18 protein-coding genes are annotated in these 17,276 nt (G+C 39.6%); 16 read left to right on the top strand and 2 right to left on the bottom strand.

Going from position 1 to position 17,276, the window contains the following annotated elements; genetic code table 11:
• Positions 1-76 precede the first annotated feature (76 nt).
• Positions 77-1,213, top strand: a complete 1,137-nt coding sequence (locus ACFX4W_RS06530) for a GAF domain-containing sensor histidine kinase (protein WP_043981358.1) — start codon at positions 77-79, stop codon at positions 1,211-1,213.
• Positions 1,214-1,270: 57 nt separating this feature from the next.
• Here ACFX4W_RS06530 and ACFX4W_RS06525 read toward each other — a convergent pair whose 3' ends face one another.
• Positions 1,271-2,044 (bottom strand): DUF2628 domain-containing protein, encoded by a 774-nt coding sequence (locus ACFX4W_RS06525; RefSeq protein WP_043981359.1) that lies wholly within the window; start codon positions 2,042-2,044, stop codon positions 1,271-1,273.
• Positions 2,045-2,234: 190 nt separating this feature from the next.
• Between ACFX4W_RS06525 and ACFX4W_RS06520 the strand changes: the two genes are divergently transcribed.
• The 7 genes from ACFX4W_RS06520 to ACFX4W_RS06490 all read left to right on the top strand — a co-directional run bounded on the left by ACFX4W_RS06520 (position 2,235) and on the right by ACFX4W_RS06490 (position 8,193).
• Entirely contained in the window at positions 2,235-2,579 is a 345-nt protein-coding gene (locus ACFX4W_RS06520) for a YunG family protein (protein WP_043981360.1), read from the top strand.
• A gap of 14 nt (positions 2,580-2,593) precedes the next feature.
• Positions 2,594-3,472 carry a PhzF family phenazine biosynthesis protein gene (locus ACFX4W_RS06515; protein WP_043981361.1) on the top strand — a complete coding sequence of 293 codons (879 nt, stop codon included), beginning with the start codon at positions 2,594-2,596 and terminating at the stop codon, positions 3,470-3,472.
• Positions 3,473-3,635: 163 nt separating this feature from the next.
• Complete coding sequence (locus ACFX4W_RS06510) at positions 3,636-4,310, top strand: response regulator transcription factor (protein ID WP_043981362.1); 675 nt, start codon at positions 3,636-3,638, stop codon at positions 4,308-4,310.
• Positions 4,307-5,689 (top strand): sensor histidine kinase, encoded by a 1,383-nt coding sequence (locus tag ACFX4W_RS06505; protein WP_043981363.1) that lies wholly within the window; start codon positions 4,307-4,309, stop codon positions 5,687-5,689. Before ACFX4W_RS06510 ends, ACFX4W_RS06505 begins: the two co-directional genes overlap by 4 nt.
• Positions 5,690-5,761: 72 nt before the next feature.
• A complete protein-coding gene (locus tag ACFX4W_RS06500) occupies positions 5,762-6,847 on the top strand; it encodes an ABC transporter permease (RefSeq protein ID WP_043981364.1) in 1,086 nt (361 codons plus the stop codon).
• Positions 6,847-7,542 carry an ABC transporter ATP-binding protein gene (locus tag ACFX4W_RS06495; protein WP_043981365.1) on the top strand — a complete coding sequence of 232 codons (696 nt, stop codon included), beginning with the start codon at positions 6,847-6,849 and terminating at the stop codon, positions 7,540-7,542. The genes ACFX4W_RS06500 and ACFX4W_RS06495 overlap by 1 nt, the downstream gene beginning before the upstream one ends.
• Positions 7,543-7,803: 261 nt before the next feature.
• The gene (locus tag ACFX4W_RS06490) at positions 7,804-8,193 is read left to right on the top strand and encodes a VOC family protein (protein WP_043981366.1); all 390 of its coding nucleotides are present in this window, start codon (positions 7,804-7,806) and stop codon (positions 8,191-8,193) included.
• A 67-nt stretch (positions 8,194-8,260) separates the two neighbouring features.
• Here ACFX4W_RS06490 and ACFX4W_RS06485 read toward each other — a convergent pair whose 3' ends face one another.
• Complete coding sequence (locus tag ACFX4W_RS06485) at positions 8,261-8,566, bottom strand: hypothetical protein (RefSeq protein ID WP_241771377.1); 306 nt, start codon at positions 8,564-8,566, stop codon at positions 8,261-8,263.
• A 128-nt stretch (positions 8,567-8,694) separates the two neighbouring features.
• On the opposite strand from ACFX4W_RS06485, the gene ACFX4W_RS06480 reads away from it, so the two are divergent.
• The 8 genes from ACFX4W_RS06480 (at position 8,695) to ACFX4W_RS06445 (ending at position 17,241) form a co-directional block, all read left to right on the top strand.
• Positions 8,695-9,261 carry a GNAT family N-acetyltransferase gene (locus tag ACFX4W_RS06480; protein WP_043981367.1) on the top strand — a complete coding sequence of 189 codons (567 nt, stop codon included), beginning with the start codon at positions 8,695-8,697 and terminating at the stop codon, positions 9,259-9,261.
• Positions 9,262-9,593: 332 nt separating this feature from the next.
• Positions 9,594-10,448, top strand: a complete 855-nt coding sequence (locus ACFX4W_RS06475; RefSeq protein ID WP_043981368.1) for a GAF domain-containing protein — start codon at positions 9,594-9,596, stop codon at positions 10,446-10,448.
• Positions 10,449-10,696: 248 nt separating this feature from the next.
• Positions 10,697-11,068 (top strand): hypothetical protein, encoded by a 372-nt coding sequence (locus ACFX4W_RS06470; RefSeq protein WP_043981369.1) that lies wholly within the window; start codon positions 10,697-10,699, stop codon positions 11,066-11,068.
• A gap of 441 nt (positions 11,069-11,509) precedes the next feature.
• Positions 11,510-13,012, top strand: coding sequence for a glucose-6-phosphate dehydrogenase (gene zwf, locus ACFX4W_RS06465; RefSeq protein WP_043981370.1), 1,503 nt, complete (start codon positions 11,510-11,512; stop codon positions 13,010-13,012).
• A gap of 28 nt (positions 13,013-13,040) precedes the next feature.
• Entirely contained in the window at positions 13,041-15,035 is a 1,995-nt protein-coding gene (gene tkt / locus ACFX4W_RS06460; RefSeq protein WP_043981371.1) for a transketolase, read from the top strand.
• Positions 15,036-15,065: 30 nt separating this feature from the next.
• The gene (gene gnd / locus ACFX4W_RS06455) at positions 15,066-15,959 is read left to right on the top strand and encodes a phosphogluconate dehydrogenase (NAD(+)-dependent, decarboxylating) (RefSeq protein WP_043981372.1); all 894 of its coding nucleotides are present in this window, start codon (positions 15,066-15,068) and stop codon (positions 15,957-15,959) included.
• 49 nt (positions 15,960-16,008) lie between these two features.
• Positions 16,009-16,677, top strand: coding sequence for a fructose-6-phosphate aldolase (gene fsa / locus ACFX4W_RS06450; RefSeq protein ID WP_014459236.1), 669 nt, complete (start codon positions 16,009-16,011; stop codon positions 16,675-16,677).
• A gap of 78 nt (positions 16,678-16,755) precedes the next feature.
• Positions 16,756-17,241: a hypothetical protein gene (locus tag ACFX4W_RS06445; protein WP_377559324.1), complete on the top strand. Its 486-nt coding sequence runs from the start codon at positions 16,756-16,758 to the stop codon at positions 17,239-17,241.
• Positions 17,242-17,276 lie beyond the last annotated feature (35 nt).

Below are 17,276 nucleotides of genomic sequence, written 5' to 3'. Positions count from 1 at the left end.
CGTTTTTACATTTAAAATTTATAATGAGAATAAGAGAATAGAACAGTCTATATTTAAATAGTAGGTGACTAAGGTAATGGAAGAGAGGAACATCAATGAAAAAGCCGTTTGGGATGTATTGCAGATGGCTAGCGAAGTAGTCGGAAGCAGGACGCTGTTTGTAGGGATTTTCGACGAACAATTTTCAGTTATGAAAGCCTTTAATAAAGAAGGGGGAAGCCTTGTAGAGGATGGACTAACGCTGCCGTTAGAGCTTGCGGTATGCAACTTAGTTACGTGTGATGAACCCCTTGTTATTCCCAATACAAAACGCGATGTTAGAACGTCTAATTTAGCCATCATTGATGGTGCCCGGGTAGGTTCTTATTTAGGAACACCGATTGTGCTAGAAGACGGGAGAATGTTTGGTACCTTATGTGCGGTCGATCCGGATCCTTATCAGTTTAGCGAAAGTGAAATTCAAGGGTTAAACCGGCTGGCTGGTATTTTGTCTCATATTATTTATAAAAATCAAGCGGCTGTTTTGCCGAAAATTGAAGAGAAAATTCTGCAGCTTGATAAACTGGCGCTCGTAGGGCAGCTAGCAGCAGGATTAGCGCATGAGATTCGAAACCCGATGCAGTCGGTGCGTGGCTTTATTCAATTTTTATTTAATGAAAATGAACAGGCAGAGCCTTTTCAAAAAATTGTTCTTGATGAACTGGACCGCATGAATGAACTTATTAACAACTTCTTGCTTGTCACGCAGCCAACAGCGCCTAAAAAAGAAATCGTATCGATTGTAGAAGTTATTCATGATACCGTTGCTTTCTTGAAAAGTGAAGCTGCGCTATATAATGTCGAAATGAACGTAAGAATAGAAGGAGCCATTCCCCTTGTATCAATCGATCCTGCTCAAATGAGACAAGTGTTTATGAACCTTTTGAAAAACGCCATTGAAGCAATGGAGAAAAAGAAACGCGGGGAAGTAAATCTTATTATCAAAGAATGGGAAGATTGGGCTCTTATTGACATTCAAGATACCGGTTCTGGGATTCCGCTATCCATTATTAATAAAGTAGGAAATCCATTTTTCTCAACAAAAGATGGAACAGGCATGGGGTTAGGGCTTTCTATTTGTAAAACGATCATCAACGAGCATAACGGTAAGCTTGCGATTGAAAGTGATGAGAACGGGACAGTGGTGACGGTTAAGCTGCCTTTGACGCTTTAAGATAAAACAAAAAAGAAAGGAGAGCAAGCACTCATCCTTTCTTTTTTGCTGACCTTTTTAATATGCTGAACTGTCTTCAATCCAGTATTCATAGTCTTCCGCATCTTTTTTATTTAACTTTTTGCCGTTGATGTAAATTTTGTCCCACTCGTAAATTTGTTTATCCAAATAAACGTTAAACACAATGCGCACATGCTCTTTTTCTGTATAATCGTAGCCGGTAAATTGTACAACGTGATGACGGCCTTCTTGCTTGATGTAGGTCCATTTTGGATGATCGTTGTACGTTTCAAGCGTAATTGCTTCGTCGCCGTAGCGAACTACATCTTTAATATTCGTTTTTGTTGGTAAAAATGATAATCCCGCTCCGACTCCAAAAGTAATCACAAGCGCTAAGATGCTTAAACCAATAGCAATTCCGATGTGAGTGCCGCCTTTTATTTGCAGATAAGCTTCTTTCCGCTGCTCCGGCTGAGCTCCGGCTCGAGCTAACACGTTTTTAACGTGCTTATAATACCAGCGGTTGGCACATAGCCCTGTAATAAGTGAAGCACCGCCGAACACAATTGCATCGGACCACTCTGGTATGTCTACAAAGCACAAAAGGGAAAACCAAATTACCTCAATAAGCGTTAAAATAAAAAAGTGCTTATACATTTTTCGGTATGCAAACCAAGCGCTTGTCAGAAAAAAGGCTGCCCAGTTCCACGTGTTGTTTTTAGCTGGATTAGCTGTTTTTCCCCACTTCAAATCATAATAGGACGTATTTGTTCGAACTACTTTATGCTCTTCTTCAAAAGACATGAGTTCATCTACTGCTTGTTCTTCCATTTAAAACACCTTTCATTGGTTATAATCTATCATCTAAAATGACTCTATTATTATACATTATTTCTAGTATTTTTCTATTCTTCCTTAAATTATTTTTAAAGTAAGAATATTTGCGCTGTTGGTTTTTTAACGGGAACTTTCATAAAAAAGAAGAATATGGTAGATTTGAAGAAAAAGGAGCTCCTTGAACATGAATCATTTAAAGAAAGCCCTGTACCAATCGTGGTCAATTCATTCAAGCACAAAGTGGACGGCTGACAATCCTTCTAAGGGACAGTGCGGCGTGACAGCTCTTGTCGTTCAAGATATTAAAGGAGGATATATTTTAAAAACTCCGTGTAAAGAAGGATGGCATTTTTATAATCAGCTTGATGAACAGCGCTATGACTTTACACAAGAACAATTTCCTGAGTCTCTCCAATATGCAGACATTTTATCCAGTCGGGAAGAAGCGTTTATGGATACCAATAAGGAGCAATATGAGGCTTTAAAGAAAAACGTAATGACCTATTTTATACATGAAAATTTGCTTTAGAAAGGAACACATAAATGAAAAGCATTCAGTATTCCATTGTTGATGTATTTGCACAGAGAAAATATACGGGAAATCAGCTCGCTGTTTTTAAAGACGCAGGAAGACTTTCAGATAAAGAGATGCAGCAAATGGCTAAAGAAATTAATTTTTCTGAAACGACGTTTATCACGTCTTCTTCTGCAAAAGGAGAATATAACGTGCGGATTTTTACGCCTAATGAAGAAGTACCGTTTGCAGGACATCCGACGCTCGGAACCGCTCATGTTATCCGAGAAGAACTAGAAGAAAAAGATACAGAGGAACTTATTCTTCATTATAAAGCAGGTCCTACGCTCGTTACATATGATGAACAAAAAGATGTGCTGTGGATGACACAAGGTCAGCCGACGTTTGGGAAAGTGTTAGATAAAAAGCAAGTTGCGGATGTGTTAAACCTTGATGAAGCTTATATCGATATGCGTTTTCCCGTTCAAGAAGTATCCACCGGTCTGCCGGTCATCCTTGTCCCGTTAACATCATTAGAAGCAGCTAAAGAGATACATGTAGACAAAGAAAAATATTTCAAACTGATAGAAAATACAGAAGCGAAAGCGATTATGGTCTTTTCGCCGGAAACCTATCACCAAGATCATCAGCTAAACGTACGAGACTTTGCCGACTACTACGGCGTTCCAGAAGATGCAGCAACCGGCAGCGCCAACGGCTGTTTAGCAGCATATTTAGTTAAATACCGTTATTTTAATCAGCAAGCTATTGACATACGTGTAGAACAAGGATACGAAATAGGAAGACCTTCACGGCTGTATGTAAAAGCTAGTTATGATGGAGAAGCTTTTTACATTCAAGTAGGCGGAAAAGTAGAGATGATTGCGAGAGGCGAATGGATTTTGTAACAAGCCGTTCATCTGCTGTTCACAATAAGTTCTTATCCTAATAAAAACGCAATAGGACCACGGCGTTTGGTTACACTAGTAAACAGATAGATACTGAAAGAATAAGTGATGGCGGCCAAAAGGCCGCCATTTTAAATGGTTGATAAAAGGAGTGGCAGAAAAAATGATTCACATTTTACTGGCGGATGACGATGAGCATATGCGGCAATTAGTTCGTCACTATTTGCAGCTTGAAGGCTATATGGTGCATGAAGCAAAAGACGGAGAGGAAGCTTCGGGTCTGCTTGCTAAGCAGCACATTCATTTAGCGGTTGTCGATATTATGATGCCTCATAAAGACGGATATGAAGTTTGCGAAGAAATACGCAGCTATTATGATTTTCCCATTATTTTATTAACAGCAAAAGATCAGCTCGAAGACAAAGAAAAAGGCTTTTTAGCAGGAACAGATGACTATGTGACAAAGCCGTTTGAACCAAAAGAATTGATTTTCCGAATCAAAGCACTGCTTCGCCGATACGAAGTGGTAAATGAAAAGATGATCGTGCTAAACAACACCTCTATCGACCGAAAAAGCTATGAAGTGCACTGCAGCGGACGACTATTAATTCTTCCAATGAAAGAATTTGAATTATTAGCTCAGCTCGCGAGCTATCCAGGAAGAATTTTCACAAGAGAAGAATTAATTCACCTGATATGGGGAGCGGATTTTAACGGAGATAACCGCACAATCGATGTACACGTGAAAAGGCTGCGCGAAAGGTTTGAACATACCGATGATTTTGTCATTACGACGGTTCGAGGCGTCGGCTATAAGCTTGAGGTGAGGGCAAAATGAAGACGCTCTATTTGCGGATTGTTCTGACGACCATTGCTGTAATGGTATTTAGCAGTCTCCTAGCGTTTATTTTAGCAAACGTTTATTATCAGTACAGCTTAAAACCTTATAACGATCAAAAGCTTACGCGTATGGCAAAAGACATTGGGAGCTTTTACGAAAGCAATAGGGGCGTGGATCAACAAGCTTATTTACAGCATATTAGTAAATTGGGCTATCAAATATATGTGGTGGACAGGAGCGGACATGAGACGTTTTACGGACGGGAATTTAGAAATCAGCGCTTAGAAAAGAGTGCTGTCAAACAAGTACTGGACGGAAAAATGTATCACGGAATTGCAAACTTTCCTTCACAGGTGTTTGTGACGGGATTTTTTGATAATGTGTTAGCCAATAGCATCGGCGTGCCGTTAAAAGGAGAAAGTAACAAGCAGCAAGCGCTGTTTATTCGCCCTGATATTCAGCTGCAGTTCGGGGAAATGCGCATTTTTTTCTCGGTCATTTTACTGCTGATGATTGTATTAAGTATTTTATTTGTACTTATTAGTACGCGTTATTTAGTAAAACCAATTGTCAAGCTAACGGAAGCGACAAAACAAGTGGCAAAAGGAAAATACAACGTCGAGCTGTACGTAAAGCGCCGAGATGAAATCGGCGCGCTTGCTTCACATTTTTCCGAGATGGCTAAAAGTTTAGAGCAGCTTGAAGAGATGCGCCAAGAATTTGTATCCAACGTGTCACATGAAATTCAGTCTCCGCTGGCGTCCATTCAAGGATTTTCGAAAACGCTCCGTTCTGCTAATCTTTCAGATGAACAGAGAAATGAGTACCTGTCTATTATTGAAGAAGAAAGCCGGCGCATGTCGTCACTCAGCAAACAGCTGCTTACGCTTGCTTCACTTGATAAAGAAAGTGAGCATATCGAAAAAAGTACGTTTGATGTTGCAGCTCAAATCAAGCAAGTGCTGTTTATGACGGAGTGGAGCTGGCGTGAAAAAGAGCTGGCTATTGAAATGGATCTTCCTTCAACGATGATTTCAGGCGATCAAAAACTGCTTCATCAAGTGTGGACAAATTTGATTACAAACAGCGTAAAGTTTACGGAAGAAGGAGGAACGCTCTCTCTTCGCGTTGGCATGGAAGACACGCATTGCCACGTGGAATTTCAAGATACGGGAATCGGTATGTCAAAAGAAAGCCTCCCGCATATTTTTAATCGTTTTTATAAAGAAGATAAAGCAAGAAGCCGGACGGAAGGAAGCAGCGGTCTTGGCTTAGCGATTGTAAAACAAATTGTCGAAATGCACGGAGGTTCCATTCACGTTGAAAGCGAAAAAGGAAAAGGCAGCACCTTTCACGTTTATCTTCCGAAAATGTAATGAGCCGTTCATCTTCCATTCATTTTCTATTTTTATACTTTAAATAGAATTAAAAAAGGAGATGAAAGAAACATGTTTTTGGCTTTACGTGAATTGAAACATGCGAAGCTGCGCTACTTACTCATTGGCGTGATTATGGTGTTAATTGTATGGCTTGTGCTTTTTGTATCAGGCTTAGCAAAGGGGCTTTCCTCTGACAATGCTTCAGCTGTTCAAGAAATGAAAGGAAATTACGTTGTGCTTCAAAAAGAAGCGGATCAACGCCTGACGCGCTCTGTTTTATCCATAAACAAAACAGAAGATATTCAACAGCTAAGCGGCAAGAAAAATGCTGAGCCGCTTGGTGTGATGATGACAGCAATTATAAATGAAGGAAAAGCCAAAAAAATAGACGCCTCGTTTTTTGCCATAAGCACAAGCGGCTTTTTAGCTCCGAACGTAACAGAAGGGAAGATGATTACGGACGATGCGAAACATGAAGCCGTGGCGGACTCTTCGCTAAAAGAAGAAGGAGTAAAGCTAGGTGATATGATAAAAGATACGGCTTCAGGAAAAAGCTTTAGAATTGTTGGTTTTACAAAAAATCAGTCGTTTAGTCATGCGCCTGTTATTCATATTAATTTTACAGAGTGGAAGACAATTGAAAGCACAGGTGCCTTTAATGCAGTGGTGTTAAACATGAACGATAAAAAAGCACATGCTCTTCAAAAAAAGAAGTCGGACATTGATGTGATTAGTAAAGATGAAGCGTTAAAAGGAATTCCTGGCTATCAAGAAGAACAAGGCTCGCTTTTAATGATGGTCGCGTTTCTGTTTATCATTGGCGCTTTTGTATTAGCCGTTTTTTTCTACGTGATGACGCTTCAAAAAATGAATCAGTTTGGGGTGTTAAAAGCGATAGGAGCAAAAACAAGTTATTTAGCGCGAACGATTTTATCTCAAGTGGTTGTGTTAACTTTATGCAGTCTCGCTATTAGTATTGGACTGACGTACGGAGTAGCTGCCATTTTGCCTGATTCGATGCCATTTCACTTGGATTTATCGCTAATCGCCGGCTGTTCGGCGCTGTTTGTAGCTGTTTCTGTACTGAGTTCATTATTGTCGTTGTATCGCGTAGCAAAAGTAGATGCAGTTGAAGCGATTGGGAGGGCTGTTTAATGAGTGAAGAAAAATTAGTTTTAGAGAGTGTTAGCAAGTCATTTGGAGACGGAGAAAACGCTGTAGTCGTGTTAAATGACCTATCGCTGCGTGTAAAAGCAGGAGAGCTTGTGGCGATTGTCGGTCCTTCTGGTTCCGGGAAAAGTACCTTTTTATCCATTGCAGGCGCGCTGCTTTCGCCGTCTAGCGGACGTGTGATTATTGACGGAGACGAGATTAATAAAATGTCTCCATCACAAATGAACAGCATTCGCCTGAAGAAAATTGGCTTTATCTTTCAAGCAGCTAATTTAATTCCGTATTTAACGGTTCGCGATCAGCTTCTTCTTGTCACGGAACTAGAAGGAAGTCGAAATAAAGAAGCGAAAAAAAGAGCGGATGATTTGCTTGAAAAACTAGGGCTTGCTCATCGAAAGCATCACTATCCTGAAAGTCTATCGGGCGGAGAACGCCAGCGGGCAGCGATTGCAAGAGCGTGGATGAATAACCCTGAAATTATCTTTGCAGATGAACCGACGGCAAGCTTGGATTCAGAGCGAGGAAGAGCAGTCGTGCAAATGCTCGCAGATGAAGTAAAGCTAAGGGGCAAATCAGCTGTAATGGTTACGCATGACCAAAGAATGCTGGATTTATGTGATCGCGTTGTGTGGATGGAAGATGGAAAATTAGTAGAATCAAACAGCGTGCAAGTTTAAAAAAGTGCTGCTCTTGACAAGAGCAGCACTTTTTTTGCGTTCTTCATTGTGCATATATTTGTCGTCTCAATTTGGAGCTTCCATACATTTGCTTCTTTATTAGTAGATGGGTTAGTTATTCATATTCCACTTCTTTAAAAAGCGTATAGCCAAAATAAAACAACGCTATTTAGGAAGGAAGAAAATAAGAAACAGGAAATGAAAAGGCAATGAAGAAATAGTAAAAAGGTGATGAAACGATGAGAAAAAGGAGTGAAAGCAATGATTAAAAAAGTCGGTCAAATTATGGTGTATGTAAACGATCAAGATCAAGCGGTAAAGTTTTGGACAGAAAAAATGGGATTTCAAGTTATGTCTGAACAAAATAATGAACAAGGCATGAAGTGGATTGAGCTAGCGCCGGTAGCGGGTGCTGAAACAACTATTATCCTTCATAACAAACAGCTAATAGCAAAAATGCAGCCAGAGTTAAATGTCGGGACTCCTTCGCTGCTGTTTTTTACAGAGAATGTGGATGAACTATACGGAGATTTAACAGCTAAAGGCGTAACAGTGGGAGAAATTGTATCCATGCCTTCAGGAAAAGTCTTTAACTTTTCAGACAGTGAAGATAACTATTTTGCAGTTATGGAAACCGTAAGTAATAAATAGAAGAAAAACAAAAAACACCGGGAGTATATACATTCTTCTCGGTGTTTTACAGGCAAAACAGGGGGGATTACTCTTCATTACCATTAGTGAAATTAAATTCAGTTAGCTTATTTCGCCCGTACTTTCCTGCGATTTGTCCTTCTTGATTAGCATTTTGCCCGCCGTTTTTGGCAATCTGTCCACCTTGAGATGCATTTTGCCCGCCGTTTATAGCAATTTGTCCGCCTTCATATGCAATATTTGTATAATAATTAATGGTTACACAGCATGTTTTTTTCTTGCGCGGACGCTTTTTAAAAGAATAATCGCTTGCTACATAATATTTGTCATCTGCTGAATTGTAGTAGCAATAATATTTTTTTATAGGATTCACTCCTTTCATCATAACTACTATATTTTATTCGTTATGCAAAGGTGTGCTTGTACACACGTGTATTAATATTCGTTTTATTTCTACAGAACGTAATAAGCTATTTTATAAGTCAAGGAGTGATGCTTCTCATGATAAAACTAATAGGAGAAAAAGTGTCGTTAAGAGAAGCGACACAGGAAGACGTTAATGAACTTTATTACTGGAAGTACGAAGAAAAAAAACAAGAAGCAAAAAAGTGGAATGCTCCGTACATACCAGAACGAAGACTCACGAAAGAAAAGTATATAAACTCATGGAAAAAAGAATATGAGCTTTTTCCGTCAGTTCCTCGAATACTTGCGATTATTATTAATGAAAAAACGGTGGGGACCGTGAGCTGCTATTGGGTGGACAAGCATACAAACTGGCTGGAAACCGGAATTGTCATTTACGACCCAGACTATTGGAGCGGAGGATACGGAGCGGAAGCTTACCGCATGTGGGTTGATTTTTTATTTGAATCTACACATTTACATAGACTCGGTATGTCCACATGGTCAGGCAATATCAGAATGATCAAAACAGCGGCAAAAATAGGTATGAAAGAAGAAGCAAGAGTCAGAGAAGCACGTATCGTAAACGGTGAATATGTTGATAGCATCAAAATGGGAGTGCTGCGAAGGGAATGGAACAAAAAGGTGCAGCAGGAGCTCTAATACCCTGTGTACTATGTTTTCCTGTAAACGTTTGTTTTTTATCCATAATTGAACTAAGCAGTTTAGTTTGATATATCCTAATACGGGGAATAGAGGGGAGATGGGGACGTGTAAGATTTTTATATAATTTAAAACTTCTTCTTTCATGAACGGAAGAAGTTTTTCTTATGTGAAATCATGTCATATGTCAAATCTAGCATGTATAAGATAGAAAAGAGGCAATATAGCCGTACTCTCTCCTACTACAAAAAAGTTAGAAACAAACTGTGTGTATCTTTATGAAAGAATGCACTTATGGCAGAGAGAATGATGGTTGCGATGGAGGTAACTAGATGAACGTTGATGGAGAAAATAAAGTTCCTCATTTTTATTCACTGCGGTCTGTTTCGCAAAAATTATTTGAGGTTATTACCAAACAGCTGAATGTCCGCACAACGTACGTAACTAGAAAAGGAGAAACAGCGATGACGGTCCTCAGCTCATATAACGAGAAGGAAGAAATTATTCCTGAAGGATACAGCGTTGAATACGGAGGTACATACTGCCGCTTAATCATTATGAATGACGGAGACGTTATGCATACGGCAAATCTGATGAAGGATGCCGTTACCAGACAGCTAGAAGTAACGGATCAATTGCAGGTAAAAGGTTTTTTAGGTGTTACATTAAAAGATTTAAAAGGAAATGTATTTGGAACACTCTGTGTAATGGACAAGCAAGAAAAAGAATTTTCAGGAGAAGATATTGCTTTTTTACAATCAATGGCAGGTATCTTATCTCATATGATCGATCTGGATGAAACACGATATCAGATGGGGTTTTTAAGTGTCCCAATCATTCCGATTACAGAAGGTGTTTCGATTCTTTCTCTTCAAGGTATTATTGATAAAGAGCGTGCGGATCAGATTATGACAGATGTGCTTCACGATGCAGCTCATAATGAAATAGATTACTTTATCATTGATTTATCGAAGCTGCTTCTGAGAGAAAAAGAGTTTCCGAATTTCTTCTTAAAAATGATTACAGCACTTCAGCTCATGGGTGCTCAAGCAGTTATAACAGGTGTAACGCCCACATTTGCGAAAGAGCAAATTAAAAATCATGATTTGAAAAACTTACAGTTAAAAGTCGTGAAAAATATTCAACAAGCTCTTCAATGTGTGGGGTATAACTTAATCAAAACATGAAGCAAGCCTTAGCTCTATGAGCCAAGGCTTATTTTTGTGTATGTATATAACAAGCTGGTATGATCAGAAGCTGTGAAAGCATCAAATGCAGCATAAAGTGAATATAGATAAAGAATATAACTTTATTGAAGCCTTGCGTGATGATCATTACGCATCTTTTGACGGTGTAAGAAATAGCCGCGGGAGAGGCCTGCGTATGGCTGATGATCTTTTTTGTGGTATGCAAAAACATCATGGGGGGGAAATACATGCGAGTAAACTTCAAAAGGTCCGCACAAGCGGGTGTGAATATGAAAAAGAAACAGCCGAGAACACTTCAGTCCACGTTAAACACAATAGGGATACTTATGTTTATTGGAATTTTGATCAGGTGGTGGACCGTGCCGTTTGCCGTTAGTAAGGATCTCCGAATTTACTATAATCAAGATTTTCAAATGACATTGAATGAGTGTAAAGAGTTTCTTGCATTCGTTTTATGCGCAGCAAGCGTGTATTTTAGTTTAGTAAACGTCTACTTTTTAGGAAAAACAGGTAAAAAACTAGTCTATACCGTTCTTGTTTTACTGGCTGTTTTTAACCTCTATATGATGCTTGCACTTCTTGCTGTAGCCACACATTAAAGGCGTGCGTGCAGCTTAAAAGAAAGAGGTCAAACTTCCTTTCTCTTTTAAAGTGCTTTGCGATTTTTTTATGCGAAAAACAGATAGAACTTCAAACATCTTCATTAGTTGAGCTTTCATAGCACTTCCACCTTTTGATATTTTTCACCTGACACACATGTAAATAGTATGTATGTTTTTACTTTCATACAACTCTATCAAATCCATTAAAACAGTTTTATTTTTTAAATTCAACCGAAAAGTATTTTCATTATTTTCCCATAAACTAAACGAGATAAGCTGCTATAAGGTTTAAATCAAAAAAGAAAATTGAAATGATTTTTTACGAGTTTAATATCTTGACGAAAAAATATTTCAGGAATAAGATATGTTACATAAAGTAACGAGTGAAAGAAAAGTTACTTTTAAAAGATTATATTTTTCCTAACAGGAGGAAGAGATATGGAAGCGATGACTTTTGTTTTATTCGGTTCAACAGGTGATTTAGCGAAACGCAAAATTTATCCTGCACTCTATAATTTATTTGTAGACGGGAAAATCCCTAAATCAATTTCTGTTGTGGGATTAGGCAGAAGGGAGATGTCCGATGCTGATTTTCAGAAAAAAGTAAAAGAATCTATTCATACTTTTTCACGTCGCATCGAAAAAGATTCATCTCTTATGGAGCATTTTCTTTCAGCTTTTCGCTACAGCCAATTGGATGCAACGAATGCTGAAGACTATAAAAGTGTGTTAAATCTAGTAGAAGCACGAGAAGCAGAACTAAATATTCCAAGCAACCGAATGTTTTATCTCTCCGTTGCACCAGAATTTTTCGGTACGATCGCCGAGCATATTAAAAACAGTGGCTTAGGTGCTACAAAAAGTTGGAAACGGTTAATTATTGAAAAACCATTTGGTCATGATCTACAGTCAGCTCGTCAATTAAACGAAAACTTAAGCAAAGCGTTTAAAGAAGAAGAGATTTACCGCATTGACCACTATCTTGGCAAGTCGATGGTGCAAAATTTAGAAGCGCTGGAATTCGCTAATCCTATTCTTCAATCATTATGGAATAACGAACATATTGCGAATATACAAATTACAGCAAGTGAAACGGTCGGTGTAGAGGAAAGAGCAAGCTATTATGACCATTCAGGAGCCATTCGAGATATGGTTCAAAATCACATGCTGCAAATGCTGATGATGACGGCTATGCACTTACCGGCTCGCATTAGCGCTGATGATATTCGAAACGAAAAAATAAATGTGTTAAAAGCGCTTCGTCCGCTTGTGAAAGAAGATATGGATCTAGACGTTGTTCGCGGTCAATATGAGGCCGGAAAAATAAACGGGTCTTCAGTAGAGAGCTACGTAAATGAGCCGGGCGTATCACCATCTTCTCAGACGGACACGTTTTTAGCAGCCAGACTATATATCGATAATTCGCTTTGGAAAGGCGTTCCTTTCTACATTCGTACAGGGAAAAGAATGGCGGAAAAAGCGACGCGAATTGTTATTGAATTCAAAGACTCGTTAAAAGAGTTGTACTTAGACAAAGGAGAAACAACATCTCCAAACCTGTTGATCATTGAAATTAACCCGCATGAAAATATTACGCTGCAGTTGAACAGCAAAAACCCATTTAATCATGGTCATATTGAGCCTGTACAAATTAATTTTTCAGGTCAGCAAGAAGGAGCACCTGAAGCATATGAACGCCTTATTGCAGATGCATGTGCCGGAGATTCTACATTTTTTGCTCATTGGAAAGAAGTAGAGCTAGCTTGGGAATGGGTTCAGCCGCTTCTTGAAGCGTTTGAGGAAAATACAGTGCCGCTTTATAAATATGCAGCTGGTTCACACGGCCCTGATGCATCACATGCACTTTTAGAAAAAGACGGTTTTAAATGGTGGCTGGATGAAGAAACATCGCGCCGATCACGCGAATTACAGCCAGTTTAATACAAACAAAGCGAAAGAAGGATGACACATGAGTACCAACATAGACACACTTGCAGTTAATACGATTCGCACCCTGTCAATCGATGCGGTGAACGCAGCCAATTCAGGCCACCCCGGGCTTCCAATGGGAGCGGCTCCGATGACCTATGCGCTATGGGCGAATCACTTACAGCATAATCCGGCAAATTCAAGCTGGTTTAACCGAGATCGTTTTATCTTATCAGCCGGTCATGGCTCAAGCTTGCTGTATAGCATGCTTCATTTAAGCGGATACAATGTATCAATAGAAGATTTAAAAAGCTTTCGCAAGCTAAACAGTAAAACACCGGGACATCCTGAATTTGGCCATACGGACGGCGTGGAAGCCACAACAGGTCCTTTAGGTCAAGGAGTTGCAAATGCAGTCGGAATGGCAATGGCAGAAGCTCATTTAGCGGCAAAATTTAACCAGTCAAAATTCCCAGTCATTGATCACTATACGTATACGTTAGTAGGCGATGGTGACTTGATGGAAGGCATTTCTTATGAAGCAATGTCCATGGCTGGCCATATGAAGCTTGGTAAACTTATCGCTTTATATGACTCCAACGATATTTCGTTAGACGGGGAATTAAATCTTTCGTTTAGTGAAAATATCCAGAAAAGAGCGGAATCTGCAAACTGGCAGTATTTGCGTGTAGAAGATGGAAATAACGTAGATGAAGTCACAAAAGCCATCGAAAAAGCGAAGCAGAACACCGAGCAGCCAACGCTTATTGAAGTGAGAACAATTATTGGCTACGGAAGTCCAAAAGTAGCGGGAACAAATAAAGCACACGGTAATCCGCTTGGAGAAGAAGAAGCAAAAGCAACAAAACAAGCCTACGACTGGAAAGCTGAAGAAAACTTCTATGTTCCAGAAGAAGTAAAAGCCCATTTTGAAATGCTAGAAGAAAAAGGGATGAAAGCAGAAGCAGAGTGGAACGAGCTGTTTGCTTCTTACCAAAAAGAATACCCTATGCTCGCTGATGAATTAGAACGTGCCATCACAGGCGAAGCGTTAATTGAAGTGAATGATATTTTAACATTCTCATCAGAAAAAGCGATTTCGACTCGTGTTGCAAGCGGAGAAGCTATTAATTATTTCACTAAATCTGTGCCATCTATTTTTGGAGGCAGCGCTGATTTATCGCATTCCACGATGACGGACATTAAAGAAGAAGGCCCTTACGCACCAGGATATTTCGGAAATCGAAATATTTATTTCGGCGTACGTGAACATGCAATGGGAGCGGCCGGAAATGGAATGGCCCTTCACGGCGGTGTGAAGCCGTTTGTCAGCACATTCTTTGTTTTTAATGATTACTTGCGTCCAGCGATTCGTTTGGCTGCACTGCAAAAGCTGCCGGTCACGTATGTGTTTACTCATGATTCCATAGCAGTAGGAGAAGATGGACCGACTCATGAGCCCGTTGAACATTTAGCTTCTCTTCGTGCAATTCCAGGGCTTACCGTAATCCGTCCGTCTGATGCAAACGAAACAGCTAGCGCTTGGGCTTATGCGCTTCAGCAAGCGGAAGGTCCTGTAGCCTTAGTGCTTAGCCGTCAAAACTTGCCTGTGTTTGAAGAAACAAAACAAAATATCACTGACCTCACTAAAGGAGCTTACGTATTAACCGAAACAAACGATAAGCCGGAGCTGATTTTTATCGCTACAGGTTCTGAAGTAGCACTAGCGGTCAGTGCTAAAACTCAGCTAGAACGTGAAGGTACATCTGTTCGAGTTGTAGCAATGCCTAGCTGGGAGCTGTTTAACAAGCAGTCAAAAGAGTATCAAGAGCGCATCTTGCCTGAATCTGTTTCAAAACGAATCTCTCTAGAAATGGGAATTTCACTTGGCTGGGAACGCTTTGTAGGACCAAAAGGAAAAGTGATAGCAGTTGACACATTTGGTGCTTCAGGAACGGGAGCAGATGTGATGAAGCTGTTTGGATTTACAGAAGAAAACGTAGTGGCACAGGCAAAAGAATTGCTAAAGGCTTAAATAAGAAGATAAATAGAAGGAGCTGTTCACATGAAAGTAGGATTAGTTGGTTTAGGGAAAATGGGGATTAACTTAGGACAAAACTTATTGGATCAGCGTCATGACGTTGTAGCATTTGACGTAAATTCAAACGCAGTGGAACAAATGAAAGAGTATGGTGCTTCAGGAGTATCAAGCTTGCAGGAGCTTGTTCAGTCACTAGAAACACCAAGAGTTGTATGGCTGATGGTTCCTCATACGGTTGTTGATTCTGTTATTAGTGAAGTGAAGCCTCTTTTAGCTGAAGGAGATATCGTAATTGAAGCCGGAAACTCTCATTACAAAGAGTCTATTCGACGCTATAACGAGTTAAAAGAAAACAAAATCCGCTTTATGGACGTTGGAACATCTGGCGGAATGGAAGGCGCTCGTAACGGAGCTTGTTATATGATTGGCGGAGATCGTGAAGCGTGGGAAATTGTTGAACCTATCTTCAGCGATACAGCAGTAGAAAACGGATATCTATACGCTGGTGAAGCAGGCAGCGGCCACTTTTTAAAAATGGTTCATAACGGCATTGAATACGGCATGATGGCTGCAATCGGAGAAGGATTTGAAGTTCTTGAAAAAAGCCAGTTCGACTATGATTACGAAAAAGTGGCGAGAGTATGGAACAATGGATCTGTTATTCGTTCATGGCTAATGGAATTAACAGAAAATGCATTCTCTAAAGATACTAAGCTAGATGACATCAAAGGAGTTATGAACTCTTCTGGTGAAGGGAAATGGACGGTAGAAACCGCTCTAGACCTTCAAACAGCTACGCCGGTTATTGCAATGTCTTTACTGATGCGCTATCGCTCGCTTGAAGATGATACCTTTACAGGAAAGGTAGTTTCCGCACTTCGAAATGAGTTTGGCGGTCATGCTGTGGAAAAGAAATAACAAGTGAAATAGTGGGTATAGTAAAAAAAACTAATGGAGGAATGAAAAAATGAAATTTTTTATTGATACTGCAAACCTTGACGATATTAAAAAAGCATACAAAGTGGGCGTTTTATCTGGCGTCACAACAAACCCTTCTCTTGTTGCAAAAGAAGGCGTAAAGTTTGAAGATCGTATTGAAGAAATTTTAAAAACTGTTCCAGAAGTAGAATCCGTTTCAGCAGAAGTGACGCCGGATGCCGAAACAGCAGAAGACATGATTGCGCAAGCAGAAGAACTAATCAAAATTAATGGCGGGGATCAAAATATTACGATTAAGCTTCCAATGACAATCGCTGGATTAGAAGCGACTCGCTACCTTGCTAAAAAAGGTGTAAAAACAAACGTAACGCTTATTTTCACTGTGAACCAAGCGCTTTTAGCAGCTCGTGCAGGTGCAACATATGTATCTCCATTCCTTGGTCGCCTTGATGATATTTCAGAAGACGGCGTACAGCTTGTGGCTAAAATTGCCGAGTTGTTCCGCATTCAAAATATTGACTCTCAAATCATTGCGGCTTCTGTAAGACATCCGGATCACGTTACACGCGTAGCCCTTGCCGGAGCTCATATTGCAACGATTCCATATTCAGTAATCGAGCAGCTTGTTAAACATCCTTTAACCGAACAAGGAATCGAAAAATTTGCGGCTGATTGGAAAAATGCTGTTCAAAATTAAGTAAAAGATAAAGAACGTGCGCATTCTAGAAAAAGAATGCACCCGTTCTCTCATAATATCCTTAAAGAGGTAAACACCATGAATACAGTAGATGCTAAGATGATTAAAACCCAATACGGTTCAGAGGTTTATGTAGATGATGTAGAACATATTAACTTTAAAAGCCTTCATGCGCCGAAAGTTAACCAGCCGCTCTATCGCATTGAATTTGAAATTGGCTACTTTTTATTAAAAGAACACAGATATTACGAGTACGAAAAAAACTATTTTTGGCTTGCAGTAAGCGAAGATTTTAGTAAGCTAATTATTCAAGAACCTGATATGGAAAGCTTATTTGGAGCTAAAAGCGAAGAAGAAAAAAAGGCGACAAAAGAGCTTTTAAGTCAGTGGCTCATTCATACAGAGGCTTATAAAAAGCAATTAAATCAGCATATTAATGACTGCAAGAAAAGTAATAAGACAAATGAGAGCATAACGGCTGTTTTAGAAAAGCTGCTGAATATTTCAGCAGCAGACATTGAACAAGCCCCGATTGAGAAATTAGCTGCCTCACGATCAGTTTAACTTAAAAAAGTAGGTAGGCATTCATAGCTGCACTT

The organism is Priestia sp. YIM B13489 (assembly GCF_042787645.1).
Classification (GTDB): Bacteria; Bacillota; Bacilli; order Bacillales; family Bacillaceae_H; genus Priestia; species Priestia megaterium.
This window is presented reverse-complemented; position numbering and strand designations above follow the sequence as displayed.